A 13,641-nucleotide genomic window follows, 5' to 3' on the forward strand; every position below is an offset into this window, starting at 1 on the left:
ACCCCTTCAGGCGGCCAGCAGCGCGTCCAGCCCCTGCAGGTGCTCGGCCAGTTCGATGGAGGCTCGTGTCATCGGGCTGCGCAGCTCATTGCGAAGCAGTCCTTGCCCGGCCAGGACGGCCTTGAGCGGCCCCGGATTCGGTTCGGCGAACAGGCCTTCAATCAGCGGCTGCAGCGGCGCCCACAAGGCCTCGGCCCCCGCCAGGTCGCCGGCCTGGATGTGCCGCAGCACTTGCACAAAACGCTCCGTGTGCAGATGGGCCGCCGCCGCGATCGCGCCCCGGCCGCCCTGCGCCACGGTGGCGAAAATATTCACGTCCTCGCCCGCCAGCACCTGCAAGCGCCCATCGGCAATCAGGGCCCGCGTTTTGGCCGGGTCGCCGCCGCAGTCCTTGAGCGCCTGGATGCGTGGGTGATCGGCCAGCGCCAGGATGGTGTCAAGCTCCATGCGGCTGCCCGTGCGGTAGGGAATGTCATAGAGGATGACCGGCACGGCGCTCACGTCGGCCAGGGCGGTGAACCATTCGATCAGCCCGGCCTGCGAAGGCCGGATGTAGCTGGGGGCGGGCAGCAGGATGCCGGCCAGGCCCGGTGTGCCCAGTGCCTTGATGCGATCGGCCGTCTTGCCCAGGTGGTAGCCTGACAGGCCCATGACCACCGGCAGGCCGGGTGCCTGCGCCATCACGGTTTGCAGCGTTGCCAGCTGCTCCTCCTCATCCAGGGCGGCGGCTTCACCGGTGGAGCCGCAGACCACCAGCCCGGCGATGCCGCTGCCCTGGTAGTGCGCCACCAGGCGTTTCAAGGCCGCATGGTCGACCTTGCCCTGGTCAAAAGGCGTGACAAGAGGAATCCACAGTCCTGAGAAATCGGTGGTGACCTGATCGGCCTGATTGGCACTGAGCGCTGTTTGCATGAAGACACATCCCAAAAAACTGACCGGCTTGAAAGGCCGCCATCAGAACAAGAGAAGGGTTTCCGCAAACAGGGTGAGAAGTAACCGGCGGTTCCATCGCTCATTCGACGACGGAACCGCAGCCCCGGTCAAATGAGCAACGGTTTTTTCGATTTGCTGGCGCACACCCCAAGGCCGCGGGCGCTGCTATGCGTCCGGGTGGCGAAGGGGTAGGTGTGACCAGTCATGCGGCAAATCTTACCGTAGGTGGCTGCTTTGAGGGTGGGTGAGTGGCAAAATTGCCACTATGGCTTCACCGCGCGTCCTGATCACCACCGATGACTTCAACCTCGCTGATGAGGTCGCCGCATTGCGCGCCGGCGACAAGCGGGTAGGCGCCGTCTGCACCTTCACAGGCACCGTCAGGGACCGCAATGATGGATTGAACGTCAGCAGCATGGAGCTCGAGCACTACCCCGGCATGACCGAAAAAGCCATAGAGGCCATGATCGACGAAGCCATGGCGCGTTTTGACATCTTCGGCGCGCGCGTAGTCCACCGCGTCGGCCTGCTTCAGCCTTTGGACCAGGTCGTCCTGGTGGCCGTGACCTCCGCACACCGCGGCGAGAGTTTCAAGGCCTGCGAGTTCCTGATGGACTACCTCAAGACCCAGGCGCCCTTCTGGAAGAAAGAGCAAACGCCCGAGGGTGCGCGTTGGGTCGACGCGCGCGTGGCCGATGATGCGGCGCTGGCCAAATGGGGCATTACCGCCTCCAATGCCTGACCCGTTTAGTTCAGGTACCGAGGCCTTTCCGTGGGGTCGGGCGTCTCCGGCGGGTCTGCTGCTTTCTGAAGGTCGGCGAGAGGGGCTGATTTCAGCCACTGGGATTTCTTGAGGCACTTGTTTAGAAGTTGCAGCAATCCCTCGGTGAGCTGGGCGCCCACGGCGATTTGCACCTTGCGCCCCGGTTCGGGAAGTTTTTCGATGAAAACCAGTTGCAGCTTGCCGGATTTCAGCAAGCTTATTTTGACCTCGGTCACCAGCAGTGGCTCCTTGCCCATCGGCAGCGTGGCATCCTGGGCCTGGTAAGGCGTCTTGAAGTCGCTCGCGTAGGTCAGCGCTTCTTTCCTGAAGTTTTCCACGATGCGCTGGCGCTGTATGTCGGGCGGCGCGGCCAGATCGCCGCCTTGCGTTTGCAAGGCCAGCTGATCGGCGGCTGTTTTCGTCAGCCCCGGCACCAGGGCCAGCGTCAGGCGCCGGGTCAGCCACAGGCGAAACTCTTCATTTTCATGGCTGCTGATGCGCACCAGGAGCCTGTCCTCTTCCTGGTGGTAAGTCACCGACAGCTGGTGGATGGTCATAGACGGATTCTAGAACCTGCTTTCGGCGGGTCCCGGTTACGCAGCCACAGGCCTCCTAGTACTTGACCGGATCGCGGTACGCCGCTTCGTCGTGAATGGCCCAGTAGGCGTCGTACAGCCGCGTCGTGATGGGCCCGGGGAATTGCGGCAGGTATACCCCGTCCAGCTTGGCGATCGGCAGAATGCCGCCGCCGGTCGAGGTCAAAAACACCTCGTCGGCGCTGCGCAGCAGCGCGGCGGGGACCGGCCCGGCCTTCAACGGGATGCCCAGGCGCGCGCACAGCTCCATCGCGGTGCGCCGCGAAATGCCTTCGAGCACGCCTTGGTCAGCTGTGTGCACCACGCCATCCTTGGCCATGAACACATTGAAGCCCGGGCCTTCGGTGATGTTCCCGGCCCCGTCCACCACGCAGCTGGTGTCGCGCCCCCGGTCATAGGCGTCGAACATGGACTGCACCATGTCCATCCAGTGGTAGTTCTTGACGGTCGGGTCTACCGAGGCCGCCGGAATGCGCTGGCGGTCGCTGATGTGCAGGTCCAGCCCGGCCAATTGTTTTTCGCGCGAGGCGATCCAGACATAGGGCAGGGCGTAGGCGTAAAAGCGGTTCTGCGCCAGGCGCGGGTCCCGCGCGCCGCGCGGCGGAACACCCCGGGTGCAGACCATGGCGACGTAGGCATCCTGCAGGCCGCCGGCACGCACGCAGGCATGCAGGATGTCCCGCAGCTCGCCGCGGCTGTAGGGAATCGCCAGGTGCATTTTTTCCATGCTGGCGTAAAAGCGGTCGATGTGGTCGCCCAGCCGGAAGAAAGCGCCTTGCCACGTGCTGGCCACGTCGTAGGTCACGTCCGAGCGGGTGAAACCCCAGTCAAAGAGGGAAATCTTGGCCTCGGACAGCGGCACAAATTCACCCTCGACAAAGGCGCAGCCGCCTTCGAATTCACCGGTTTTGACCTCACGCATGGCGGTACCCTTTGCAAAAAAGATGATTAATTGTACGAAGTTCAATATTAATTGAACACTCTTCAATAAATCATAAAATGGCGCATTATTTCCGCTTCTGGAGCCCTCTTGCCCACCAAACCGCCCCCACCCCGTCGCGCCGGGAGGCCGCGCAAAACCGCGGATGACACCCATGGCGCGGCGCTGAGCCGCGAGCGCATCCTGGAAGCGGCGCTGGCCCTGATAGACCGCCAGGGCCCGCAGGCCTTCAACATTCGTGAACTGGCGCAGGTGCTCAAGGTGTTTCCGTCGGCGATCTACTGGCATGTTCCCAGCCGCAACGAACTCATTTCGGGCGCGGTGGCGCTGGCGATGAATGGTGTGGCCGACGATTGGGTCACCGGACGGTGGCAGGACCGCCTGGCTGCCCTGCTGCGCCGCTATCGCGAAGTGCTGCGGCGCCATCCCCGGCTGGCCCCTCTGGTGGCCAGCGAATTGATCTACAACGCCACCTTCGACGCCACCATGCTGGACCATCTGGTGCAATTGCTGGAAGATGCCGGCTTTGAGGGTGACGGCCTGGTCGATGCCTACAACGTGGTGTTCGCCGCCATGTGCGGCTTCGCGACCATGGAGCTTTCCACGGCCCCAACGGAAGGCGCCGAGGCTTGGGAAAACGCCTGCCGCGCCCAGATCGCACGCGTTGACGCCGTCCGCCAGCCCGCGCTCGCCCGGCACCTGGGTGCGATGCAGAACCGGGCTTTTGTGCTGCGCTGGTCCAGCGGCGACGGCCAGCCGCTGGACAGCGGTTTCGAGGCCTGGATTGACGTGATCGTGCGCGGCGTCGAATCACGGGCCAGGGCCTTGCGCCGTGCCGCCAGTGGGTAGGCCTGTGTAGCCGGGGGTGGCCTGGGATGGCGGAAGGCCTTGAAAACACCCGCATACCCCCAATGTCTGTGGGGATCAACCATTGGGAACACTTTCCATGCGACAAGACAAACTCACCACCAAATTCCAGGAAGCCCTGAGCGACGCGCAATCCCTCGCGCTGGGCAATGACAACGCCTATATCGAGCCGGTCCACCTGCTGGCCGCCATGCTGCGCCAGGACGACGGCCCGCGCGCGCTGCTGGAAAAGGCCGGCGTCAACGTGGGTGGCCTCACGCAGGCCGCCGACGCGGCCGTCAAAAAGCTGCCCCAGGTGCAGGGCCAGGACCAGATCCAGGTCGGCTCCGAGCTCGCCAAGCTGCTGCAGGCTACTGAAAAAGAAGCCATCAAACGCAATGACCAGTTCATCGCCGGTGAACTCTTTCTGCTGGCCGTGGCCGACAGCAAGAGCGACGTCGGCCGCCTGGCCAAAGAGAACGGCCTGACCCGCAAGGCGCTCGAGGCGGCGATTGACGCCGTGCGCGGCGGCCAGGGCGTGAACAGCGCCGACGCCGAAGGCCAGCGCGAAGCCCTCAAAAAATACTGCATGGACCTGACCGAGCGCGCCCGCCTGGGCAAGCTCGACCCGGTCATAGGCCGCGACGATGAAATCCGCCGCGCCATCCAGGTGCTGCAGCGCCGCACCAAGAACAACCCCGTACTGATCGGCGAACCTGGTGTCGGCAAGACCGCCATCGTCGAAGGCCTGGCCCAGCGCATTGTGGCCGGCGAAGTGCCCGATTCCCTCAAGGGCAAGCGCGTGCTGTCGCTCGACATGGCCGCATTGCTGGCCGGCGCCAAGTTTCGCGGCGAGTTTGAAGAGCGCCTGAAAACCGTGCTCAATGAACTGGCCAAGGACGAAGGGCAGACCATCGTCTTCATCGATGAACTGCACACCATGGTGGGCGCCGGCAAGGCCGAAGGTGCGATGGACGCGGGCAATATGCTCAAGCCGGCACTGGCGCGCGGCGAACTGCACTGCGTGGGCGCCACCACGCTCGACGAATACCGCAAATACATCGAAAAAGACGCCGCCCTGGAGCGCCGCTTCCAGAAAATCCTGGTCGGCGAGCCCACGGTGGAGGCCACCATCGCCATCCTGCGCGGCCTGCAGGAAAAATATGAAGCGCACCACGGCGTGCAGATCACCGACCCGGCCATCGTGGCCGCGGCCGAGCTGAGCCACCGCTACATCACCGACCGCTTCCTGCCCGACAAGGCCATCGACCTGATCGACGAGGCAGCCGCCAAGATCAAGATCGAGATGGACTCCAAGCCTGAGGTCATGGACAAACTCGACCGCCGCCTGATCCAGCTGCAGATCGAGCGCGAAGCCGTGCGCCGCGAAAAAGACGAAGCCTCGCAAAAACGCTTCGAGCTCATCGAAGAGGAAATCGCCAAGCTGCAAAAAGAGATCTCCGACCTCGACGAAATCTGGCAGGCCGAAAAGGCCCAGGCGCTGGGTTCCAAGGACGTCATGGAGGAGATCGACCGCATCCGCTTCCAGATCGAGGAGTTCACCCGCAAGGGCGACTTCAACAAGGTCGCCGAGCTGCAATACGGCAAGCTGCCCGAGCTTGAAAAGCGCCTGAAGGAAGCGCAGGACAGCGAAGCCAGCAAGGGCAAGTCCAACGCGCCCACGCTGCTGCGCACCCAGGTCGGCGCAGAAGAGATCGCCGAGGTCGTTGCGCGCGCCACCGGCATTCCCGTCAGCAAACTCATGCAGGGCGAGCGCGACAAGCTGCTGCAGATGGAGGGCAAGCTGCATGAGCGTGTGGTGGGCCAGGACGAAGCCATCAGCGCGGTGGCCAATGCCATACGCCGCTCGCGCTCGGGCCTGAGCGACCCTAACCGCCCGACCGGCTCCTTCCTGTTCCTGGGCCCCACGGGCGTGGGCAAGACCGAGCTGTGCAAGGCGCTGGCCGGCTTCCTGTTCGACAGCGAAGACCACCTGATACGCGTCGACATGAGCGAGTTCATGGAAAAGCACTCGGTGGCCCGCCTGATAGGCGCGCCCCCGGGTTATGTGGGCTACGAGGAGGGCGGCTACCTGACCGAAGCCGTGCGCCGCAAGCCTTATAGCGTGCTGCTGCTCGACGAGGTCGAAAAAGCCCATCCCGACGTGTTCAATGTGCTGCTGCAGGTGCTGGACGACGGGCGCCTCACGGACGGGCAAGGCCGCACGGTGGACTTCAAGAACACCGTGATCGTCATGACCAGCAACATCGGCTCGCCCATCATCCAGTCCATGGTCGGCAAGCCGACGGAAGAAATCAAGGACGCGGTGACCGATGAGCTCAAGAACTATTTCCGCCCCGAGTTCCTGAACCGGATCGACGAGACCGTGGTGTTCCACGCCCTGGACGCGAAGAACATCGAGTCCATCGCCCGCATACAGCTCAAGGTGCTCATCGCCCGGCTGCAGAAGATGGATCTCACGCTGGACGTGTCGGAAGCGGCGATCGCCGAGCTGGCCAAGGTCGGCTTCGACCCGGTGTTCGGCGCCAGGCCGCTCAAGCGCGCCATCCAGCAGCGCATCGAGAACCCGCTCAGCAAGCTGCTGCTCGAAGGGCGGTTCCCGCCCAAGAGCACGATACCGGTGGACGTGGACCCCATCCGCGAGCCGGGCGTGTTCAGGTTTGAATCGACCGTTCATTAGCCACCGTTTTCATGGTGAGCCTCACAACCCGCTCCGGTTCATGCCGGGGCGGGTTTTTTTTTGAGCCTGTGCCATTGGGGAAAATGCTGGAATCGTCCTACAGCCCCGCCAGCCTCTGCGGCCTACCATGGTCTCCTGCCCCATCGGATACGCCATGCCAAACCGCCTTGCCCGCGCCGTGCTGCGCACCGCCTGCCTGGCGGCAGGCATGGCTGTTGCCCCGCAGGCCGGTGCCCAGGCGGCTGACACCCCGGAGCCGGGCGTGCGCACCCTGCGGCCGGTGACGATCAGTGCCAAGGCCAACAGCGACCCGGTCGAGAAGTCCTACCGGAAAATGATTCGCGGCATGGACCTCTTCGAGCGCGAAAAAAGCCTGGCGCCCAATGCCTCGCTGCGCTTCAAGCTCTTGCCGCGCCGGCGCGAGACCGACATGAATGCGATTGCCATGGAAGTGATAGGCACGACCATGGACTTTCCCGTGGCCATCGCACCCGACCGGACTTTCAGCCTGCCGCGCGACGCCAAGGCCTTTGCCGAGGATGCGCAGGTCATCCCCAACCGCAAGGCGCAGAGCATGACCTGGCGCACCGAGATCCGCACGCCGGGCCTGCCGCCGGGCACACGGCGCCTGGGCGATTTGCGGCTGGAGTGCAGGGTGGGTATGGAGGCCGGCCTGGTCTCGCGCAGCGGCGGCGTGGTCGACAGGATTGCCGGCGCGATGTTCGACACGCCGGCCTATTGCGACAAGAAGGTGCCGCTCTACCTGTTCTTTTCCGAGCGCCCGCTGTTCAGCGTCTCCCTGGCGGCCGGCGCGCGCCGGGAAATCCTGCCCCTGGCCATGCTGTACGCTGCGGCAAGCGACGACCCCAAGCTGGACAAGGACCTGCCCGACTGCGACTGCGAGGTGCTGGTGGACCGCACCTACTTCCTGCCGCTGGGCGACCGCACCTGGCCCGACGACACGCTGGTCGAGTTTGACTACATGGAGGGCGGGTGATGGCACCGGGCAAGCTGCTGGCCTGCATCAGCCTGGTGCTGGCGGGCTGCGCGGCCACGCCTGAGGAAACGCGTCCTCTTTTCCGCGACAGCCAGCTGTCCATGCAGGGCGCGCAGGTCATGGTGATCCCCGGAAGCAGCACCAAGGCCGAGGTCAGCGCCGCGCTGGGTTCCGCCACCGTGGTCCGCTTTGACAGCGGCTATGAAGTCTGGGCTTACCGGGAGAAGCCCCCCAAAAGCGAAACACCGGGTGCCGAGTTTGTGGTCCTGTTCACGCCGGCAGGCATCGTGCAGAAAACCCGGATACGGCCCCGCTATGAGGCGCCCGCGAAGTAGTTGGCTCAGTCGCCCAAGCCCACAAAGATGTTCTGCACGTCATCGTTGGCATCGACGGCCGCCAGGAAGGCTTCGACTTCTTCGAGTTCGGCGGCGCTCAGGCTGGCCGGGCTGATGGGGTTTTTGGCCTTGTAGCCCAGCTTGGCCGACAGCACGGTAAAGCCTTGCGCGGGCAGGGCGCGGCTAACGATGTCCAGGTCGGCATGGTCGGTCAGAAACGTCGTCGTGCCTTCTTCGTGGCCCGGCTCAAAGTCCTGGGCGCCCGCTTCAATCGCGGCGAGTTCGGGGTCGGCGCCGGCAGCTTGCGGCTCGGCCTCAATCATGCCGACGTGGTCGAAGTCCCAGGAGACCGAGCCCGAAGTGCCCAGATGCCCCTTGCGGAACAGCACACGGATTTCCGAGGCCGTTCGGTTGAGGTTGTCGGTCAGGCATTCAACCATCAGGGGCACGCGATGCGGCGCGAAGCCTTCATAGATCACGTGCTCGAAATGCACGGTGTCGCCGGTCAGCCCCGCGCCTTTCTTGATGGCCCGCTCCAGGGTGTCCTTGGGCATGGAGACCTTGCGGGCCTGCTCCACCACCAGGCGCAGGCGCGCGTTCGAGGCCGGGTCCGCGCCGTTGCGCGCCGCCACCATGATTTCCTTGGCCAGTTTGCCGAACAAGCGGCCCCTGGCATTCGCGGCCAGTTCCTTGCCTTTTGCTTTCCACTGCGCGCCCATGTCTGTTCTTCCTTGCTGTTGTATCCGGGGTGGGTGCTGCGGCATGACACGGAGGACGCGCCGCGGGACCCGGGGGTCTCCGGTTATACACCCATACGGTGCGGCTGGATCAGTAGGACGGCACCGACGCGAATTTCAGTCCCTTTCCGCCGGAACGCCGGCAGCGCGGCGCTAAGTTGGACCTCTGCCAACACGAAAGGAGCTGACATGCCAAGAGGTGATAAATCTGCCTACACCGACAAGCAAAAGCGCAAGGCCGAGCACATCGAGCAAGGCTATGAGGACCGCGGCGTCGGCAAGGAGGAAGCCGAGCGGCGCGCCTGGGCCACGGTGAACAAGGAAACCGGCGGCGGCAAAAAGTCCGGCTCGGGCCGCGGCAAGGTGGAAAACCATGCGCCCTCGCGCAAAGGCGGTCGCCTGGGCGGCGCGGCGGCTGCGTCGCGCCCCGCGGCCGAGCGCTCGGCTTCGGCCAAAAAGGCTGCGGCGACGCGCAAGCGCAACGCCGCCTCGAAGTAGGGCGATTCGACTTACTTGACCGGGATCACGGTGCCGGCCGGCACCGGAACGGCGGTGACGCTGTTTTGCGGTGAGCCTTCAATCACGCGGTCCGAATAGGTCAGGTAGACCAGCGTATTGCGCTTGGTATCAATCATGCGCACCACACGCAGCCTCTTGAAGACCAGCGAAATGCGCTCGCTGAACATCTCTTCCTGCTTGTCCAGCGGCTTGTCGCCAAAGCTGATGACGCCGGTCTGCCGGCAGGCGATGGAGGCCTCGGCCTTGTCCTCGGCCAGGCCGAACGCGCCCTTGAGGCCGCCGGTCTTGGCACGCGACACATAGCAGGTCACGCCGGCAACTTTTGGATCGTCGTAGGCATCGACCACGATCTTGTGGTCGGGGCCTATGAACTTGAACACGGTGTCCACCGCGCCGATTTCCTCGCCGCCGGCGCCGCCGCAGGCGGACACAAGCAACAGCAGGCCGAGCGTGCTGAAGGCTGGGCGCAGGCGCCGGATGTATGGGCTGGTCATGGAATATCCCTCCTGATATGTGTTGGATGCCGTGGGCTCGCACAGCCCAGGTTTCTAATGTACAAAACCCGCGCGCCCTGCAAGCCCCTCCTGTGCAAGAAGGGCAAGCAAATGTCAGTTCAAGGCTTTAAAAGCTCAAAAAAGCCGCTCGCCAGGCGCTCGCCATTGACCATGATGTCCACCTCATGGCGGCCGGCATGGTGCACGCGTGTCGTGAAGTCGCGCACCATCTGGCTGCGTGAAAGTTGCAGGCTTTGGCCCGGCGCCAGGTCCAGTTCCTTGAGCTTGAAGACCTTGGCCGAACTGCTGCCGGCTTTTTTGACGTAGTGGATGGTGTAGTCCACCACCAGGCGCTGGCTCTGGCGCGAGGTGGACTGCAGCGTGAACGACAGCTCCAGCCGCTCGCCCAGGCGGAGTTTTTTCGGGCTGACGGAAAAGCCGCTGATGCTGACGGCCGCTTTTTTTCCCGCGCCAATCACGCCCAGCGCCTGTTTGTCGCCCTGCTTGATCAGCGTGCGCAGTGCGTGCCGCGCGATCCATGCGGTGTGCGGGTTCTCCAGCGGCCAGCTTTTCAGGCGCCCCAGCACCCACGCCGGGTGCAGCTTGGTGATGTCATTGAGGTGGTTGGCCACCGACTTGCGCACATAAAGGCTGCCGTCGGCCTTGAGCGCCTCCAGGATGGGCGCGGCCAGCTCCGGGTCGGCCATCAACGCATCCAGCCTGAAAGACCAGGGCAGGCGCGGGCGGCTGCCTTCGCTGGCCAGGCGGCGCACATGCTCGCTCTCATCCTTGGCCCAGGTCTTCATCACGGCCAGCGTGCGCGCCGGGTCCTGGCGGATGAATTCGCGGATGGCGAACTCCGAGCTGCCGAAGGCGGTGAAAAACTTCAGCGCCTCCATGGAGGTGTCAAAGTCCTCGCGGCCGTACAGGCCCACATAGTCCGGCAGCACCAGGGTCACAAAGCCGCTGTTGATGCGCGGCGCGAGCTTGCGCAGGATGGCGATGCTTTTGCGGTAGTCGGCGGGCAGCGTGGCGTGCAGGCATTCGCTGGTGCGCCGCAGGCGCTGCATCAGCGACAGCCCGTCCAGCCCGGGCAGCGCCAGCGCCAGAAATCGCTTGTCGTCAAAACGCGGGTAAACCGCCGCGGTTTGCGCCGCGATGTGGCGATAGCGCGCGGGATCGAAGATGTTTTTGAGGGCGGGTACGGCGGTGTCGGCCATGGCGACCGATTCTGCCACCGCGCACTTTTTCCCAGGCTGCTTATTGCAAACCGGCCCGCGGGTCGAAGGCTTTGAACGCCTCGGCCATGTCTTCATAGGCCTTTTTGGCGGCCTTGCTGCCGGCCGGCGGCTGCGCCAGTTGCAGCACAAAGTAGAAGTCGCCCGACGGCTTGCCCGGCAGGCCCCGGCCCTTGAGCCTGAGCTTGCTGCCCGGCGACGAACCCGCGGGGATGGTGACCTCGACCCAGCCGGTGGGCGTGGGCGCTTCGACCTGCGCGCCCAGGGCGGCCTCCCAGGGTGCCACGGGCAGGTTCATGGAGACGTCGCGGCCCTCGGCGCGGTAGAGCTTGTGCGGCAGGAATTCCACTTCCAGGTAAAGGTCGCCGGCGCCGCTCTTGCCGGTGCCGGGCGCGCCCTGACCGGCCAGGCGGATTTGCTGGCCGGCGCGTATGCCCTTGGGGATGGTGAATTCAATGCTGCGCGCCTGGCCGCGCTTGCCGGGCACGCTGAGTTGCAGCGTGCGGGTGGCGCCCTGGTAGGCGTCCTCAAGGGTGATCTGTATCTTGGCGTGCTGGTCCTGGCCGCCCGTGTCGAAACCACCGAAGCCGCCTCCCAGGTCGGCGCCCATGCCGCGGAAGATAGCGTCAAAAAAGTCGCTGTGGTCAAACCCCCGGGCCTCGCCGAAAAATCCGCGGCCTTCGGCTTGCTCGCGGGCCTGCCAGCCCGGCGGCGGCCGGAACTCCTGCCCGGCCTGCCAGTTGGCGCCCAGCCTGTCGTAGGCGGCGCGCTTTTCGGGGTCGCGCAGCACCTCGTAGGCTTCAGCAATTTCCTTGAAGCGCGTCTCGGCGTTTTTTTCCTTGCTGACGTCGGGGTGGTATTTGCGCGCCAGTTTGCGATGGGCTTTTTTGAGCTCATCGGGCGTGGCATCGCGCGCCACGCCCATGATCTTGTAATAGTCCTTGTATTCCATGAAATACCTTTACCAGGATGGGTTTAGCTGGCGGCCGCCCTGTCTGGCAGCTGCCGTCAGCCTCCTAAATGGGGACGGCTACCCCAGGGTCAACCCGGAGTAGCGCTGGAGTTGCGCCCCTACTGCGCGGGCCCGGCGGTCCCTATCATGGCCGGATGATTTCCAGCACCTCCCGGACACCGCTTCGCACCCTGTTTGACGCCCAGCACCAGGCCAGCCGCACGCAGGCCGAAGTGCCGCTGGCACTGCGCCGGGACCGCCTGCTGCGCATACGCGGCTTGCTGGATGCGCACGGCGCCGAGCTGGCGCAGGCCGTCAATGCCGACTTCGGTGTGCGCTCGCCGCAGCTGACCGAAATCGCCGACATTTTTGTGCTGCGCTCGCTGCTTTCCAGCACGCTCAAGCACCTGCCCCGCTGGATGCAACCCGTCAAGGTGCGCACTCCGCTGTACCTGCAGCCCGCGCGCGCCTACCTGCAGCGCCAGCCGCTGGGCGTGGTGGGCGTGATCTCGCCGTGGAACTATCCGGTGCAGCTTTCGCTGGGCCCTGTCATCACGGCGCTGGCCGCGGGCAACCGCGTGATGCTCAAGCCCAGCGAACTGACGCCGCGCACCTCGGAGCTGCTGGCTACGCTGCTGGGGCAATCCTTTGCGCCCGACGAGCTGTGCGTGGTGCAGGGCGACGGCCAACTGGCCGCCGAATTCGCCGGCCTGCCGTTTGACCACCTGTTTTTCACCGGCTCCACCGCCGTGGGCCGCAAGGTGGCCGAGGCTGCCGCCGCCAACCTGACGCCGACCACGCTGGAGCTGGGCGGCAAGTCCCCCTGCATCATCGATGCCTCCTGCGACATCGACAAGGCCGCCATCAAGATCGCGCACGGCAAGCTGCTCAACGCCGGCCAGACCTGCATCGCGCCCGACTACGTGTTGCTGCCGCAAGGCAGCGAAACGGCTTTTGGCGAGGCTTTTGCCCGCGCCGTGGCGACCCTGTTTCCCACCATCACCGGCAACCCCGACTATGCGGCCATCATCAGCCCGCGCCATCTGGAGCGGCTGCAGGCGCTGCTGGCGCAGGCCGAAGGCGAGGGCGCGCGCCTGCAGGCCGTCCAGCCCAGCACCGCGGGTATGGCCGGCGTGGCCGCGGCTTCGCGGCAGATGGCACCGGTGCTGGTGTTTGACGTGCCGGCCGGCTCGAAACTGCTCAGCGAGGAAATCTTCGGCCCCATACTGCCGGTGATTCCCTACACGGCCATCGACGAAGCGATCCGCTACGTCAACGCCAGGCCGAGGCCGCTGGCACTGTACTGGTTCGGCACCGACACCGGCTCGCGCGACCATGTGCTGGCGCGCACCGTGAGCGGCGGCGTCACGGTGAACGACACGCTGATGCACATCGCCCACGAAAACCTGCCCTTTGGCGGCGTCGGCGACAGCGGCTGGGGCGCCTACCACGGCGAAACCGGCTTTCTGCGCCTGACGCAGCAAAAGCCGGTGATGCTGCAATCCAAGTGGGCGCGCGGGGATTTGTTCTACCCGCCTTATGGCAAGCGCTTCGAGCAGGTCATGGGCTTGCTCAAGCGCGTGATCTAGC

The 13,641-nt window shown here is 64.9% G+C and carries 14 protein-coding genes; 7 read left to right on the forward strand and 7 right to left on the reverse strand.

Translation table 11 applies throughout. The features are described 5' to 3' along the window. Nucleotides 1-6 precede the first annotated feature (6 nt). Nucleotides 7-912 carry a 4-hydroxy-tetrahydrodipicolinate synthase gene (gene dapA / locus PMI15_RS09075; protein WP_007867059.1) on the reverse strand — a complete coding sequence of 302 codons (906 nt, stop codon included), beginning with the start codon at nt 910-912 and terminating at the stop codon, nt 7-9. A 286-nt stretch (nt 913-1,198) separates the two neighbouring features. Between dapA and PMI15_RS09080 the strand changes: the two genes are divergently transcribed. After that, the gene (locus PMI15_RS09080) at nt 1,199-1,675 is read left to right on the forward strand and encodes a molybdenum cofactor biosynthesis protein MoaE (RefSeq protein ID WP_007867062.1); all 477 of its coding nucleotides are present in this window, start codon (nt 1,199-1,201) and stop codon (nt 1,673-1,675) included. 5 nt (nt 1,676-1,680) lie between these two features. Here the strand turns inward: PMI15_RS09080 and PMI15_RS09085 are convergent, their stop codons facing one another. Beyond that, nucleotides 1,681-2,253: a hypothetical protein gene (locus PMI15_RS09085; protein WP_007867065.1), complete on the reverse strand. Its 573-nt coding sequence runs from the start codon at nt 2,251-2,253 to the stop codon at nt 1,681-1,683. A 55-nt stretch (nt 2,254-2,308) separates the two neighbouring features. Continuing rightward, nucleotides 2,309-3,214, reverse strand: coding sequence for an aminotransferase class IV (locus PMI15_RS09090; protein ID WP_007867068.1), 906 nt, complete (start codon nt 3,212-3,214; stop codon nt 2,309-2,311). Nucleotides 3,215-3,322: 108 nt separating this feature from the next. Between PMI15_RS09090 and PMI15_RS09095 the strand changes: the two genes are divergently transcribed. From PMI15_RS09095 to PMI15_RS09110, 4 genes are all read left to right on the forward strand, one after another. After that, the gene (locus PMI15_RS09095) at nt 3,323-4,081 is read left to right on the forward strand and encodes a TetR/AcrR family transcriptional regulator (RefSeq protein ID WP_007867071.1); all 759 of its coding nucleotides are present in this window, start codon (nt 3,323-3,325) and stop codon (nt 4,079-4,081) included. A gap of 97 nt (nt 4,082-4,178) precedes the next feature. Beyond that, nucleotides 4,179-6,779, forward strand: a complete 2,601-nt coding sequence (gene clpB, locus PMI15_RS09100) for an ATP-dependent chaperone ClpB (RefSeq protein ID WP_007867073.1) — start codon at nt 4,179-4,181, stop codon at nt 6,777-6,779. Between the two features lie 154 nt (nt 6,780-6,933). Then, entirely contained in the window at nt 6,934-7,776 is an 843-nt protein-coding gene (locus tag PMI15_RS09105) for a hypothetical protein (RefSeq protein WP_238541092.1), read from the forward strand. Then, nucleotides 7,776-8,111: a hypothetical protein gene (locus tag PMI15_RS09110; protein ID WP_007867078.1), complete on the forward strand. Its 336-nt coding sequence runs from the start codon at nt 7,776-7,778 to the stop codon at nt 8,109-8,111. Before PMI15_RS09105 ends, PMI15_RS09110 begins: the two co-directional genes overlap by 1 nt. A 5-nt stretch (nt 8,112-8,116) precedes the next feature. On the opposite strand, the gene PMI15_RS09115 is transcribed toward PMI15_RS09110, so the two are convergent. Beyond that, on the reverse strand, nt 8,117-8,830 hold the full coding sequence (locus PMI15_RS09115; protein ID WP_007867079.1) for a YebC/PmpR family DNA-binding transcriptional regulator: 714 nt from the start codon (nt 8,828-8,830) through the stop codon (nt 8,117-8,119). A gap of 207 nt (nt 8,831-9,037) precedes the next feature. Between PMI15_RS09115 and PMI15_RS09120 the strand changes: the two genes are divergently transcribed. After that, entirely contained in the window at nt 9,038-9,346 is a 309-nt protein-coding gene (locus PMI15_RS09120) for a hypothetical protein (RefSeq protein ID WP_007867084.1), read from the forward strand. Nucleotides 9,347-9,357: 11 nt separating this feature from the next. On the opposite strand, the gene PMI15_RS09125 is transcribed toward PMI15_RS09120, so the two are convergent. From PMI15_RS09125 to PMI15_RS09135, 3 genes are all read right to left on the reverse strand, one after another. Then, complete coding sequence (locus tag PMI15_RS09125) at nt 9,358-9,861, reverse strand: CreA family protein (protein ID WP_007867087.1); 504 nt, start codon at nt 9,859-9,861, stop codon at nt 9,358-9,360. Nucleotides 9,862-9,980: 119 nt separating this feature from the next. Then, nucleotides 9,981-11,081 carry a DNA alkylation repair protein gene (locus PMI15_RS09130; protein ID WP_007867089.1) on the reverse strand — a complete coding sequence of 367 codons (1,101 nt, stop codon included), beginning with the start codon at nt 11,079-11,081 and terminating at the stop codon, nt 9,981-9,983. A gap of 40 nt (nt 11,082-11,121) precedes the next feature. Further along, complete coding sequence (locus PMI15_RS09135; protein WP_007867091.1) at nt 11,122-12,051, reverse strand: DnaJ C-terminal domain-containing protein; 930 nt, start codon at nt 12,049-12,051, stop codon at nt 11,122-11,124. Nucleotides 12,052-12,206: 155 nt separating this feature from the next. On the opposite strand from PMI15_RS09135, the gene PMI15_RS09140 reads away from it, so the two are divergent. After that, a complete protein-coding gene (locus PMI15_RS09140) occupies nt 12,207-13,640 on the forward strand; it encodes a coniferyl aldehyde dehydrogenase (RefSeq protein WP_007867093.1) in 1,434 nt (477 codons plus the stop codon). Nucleotide 13,641: the final 1 nt, after the last annotated feature.

It is taken from the genome of Polaromonas sp. CF318, assembly GCF_000282655.1.
Lineage (GTDB): Bacteria > Pseudomonadota > Gammaproteobacteria > Burkholderiales > Burkholderiaceae_C > Polaromonas.

Coding starts and splice junctions, on each gene's coding strand:
- dapA (WP_007867059.1), bottom strand. CDS start 912: ATGCAAACAGCGCTCAGTGCCAATCAGGCCGATCAGGTCACCACCGAT.
- PMI15_RS09080 (WP_007867062.1), top strand. CDS start 1,199: ATGGCTTCACCGCGCGTCCTGATCACCACCGATGACTTCAACCTCGCT.
- PMI15_RS09085 (WP_007867065.1), bottom strand. CDS start 2,253: ATGACCATCCACCAGCTGTCGGTGACTTACCACCAGGAAGAGGACAGG.
- PMI15_RS09090 (WP_007867068.1), bottom strand. CDS start 3,214: ATGCGTGAGGTCAAAACCGGTGAATTCGAAGGCGGCTGCGCCTTTGTC.
- clpB (WP_007867073.1), top strand. CDS start 4,179: ATGCGACAAGACAAACTCACCACCAAATTCCAGGAAGCCCTGAGCGAC.
- PMI15_RS09105 (WP_238541092.1), top strand. CDS start 6,934: ATGCCAAACCGCCTTGCCCGCGCCGTGCTGCGCACCGCCTGCCTGGCG.
- PMI15_RS09110 (WP_007867078.1), top strand. CDS start 7,776: ATGGCACCGGGCAAGCTGCTGGCCTGCATCAGCCTGGTGCTGGCGGGC.
- PMI15_RS09115 (WP_007867079.1), bottom strand. CDS start 8,830: ATGGGCGCGCAGTGGAAAGCAAAAGGCAAGGAACTGGCCGCGAATGCC.
- PMI15_RS09120 (WP_007867084.1), top strand. CDS start 9,038: ATGCCAAGAGGTGATAAATCTGCCTACACCGACAAGCAAAAGCGCAAG.
- PMI15_RS09125 (WP_007867087.1), bottom strand. CDS start 9,861: ATGACCAGCCCATACATCCGGCGCCTGCGCCCAGCCTTCAGCACGCTC.
- PMI15_RS09130 (WP_007867089.1), bottom strand. CDS start 11,081: ATGGCCGACACCGCCGTACCCGCCCTCAAAAACATCTTCGATCCCGCG.
- PMI15_RS09135 (WP_007867091.1), bottom strand. CDS start 12,051: ATGGAATACAAGGACTATTACAAGATCATGGGCGTGGCGCGCGATGCC.
- PMI15_RS09140 (WP_007867093.1), top strand. CDS start 12,207: ATGATTTCCAGCACCTCCCGGACACCGCTTCGCACCCTGTTTGACGCC.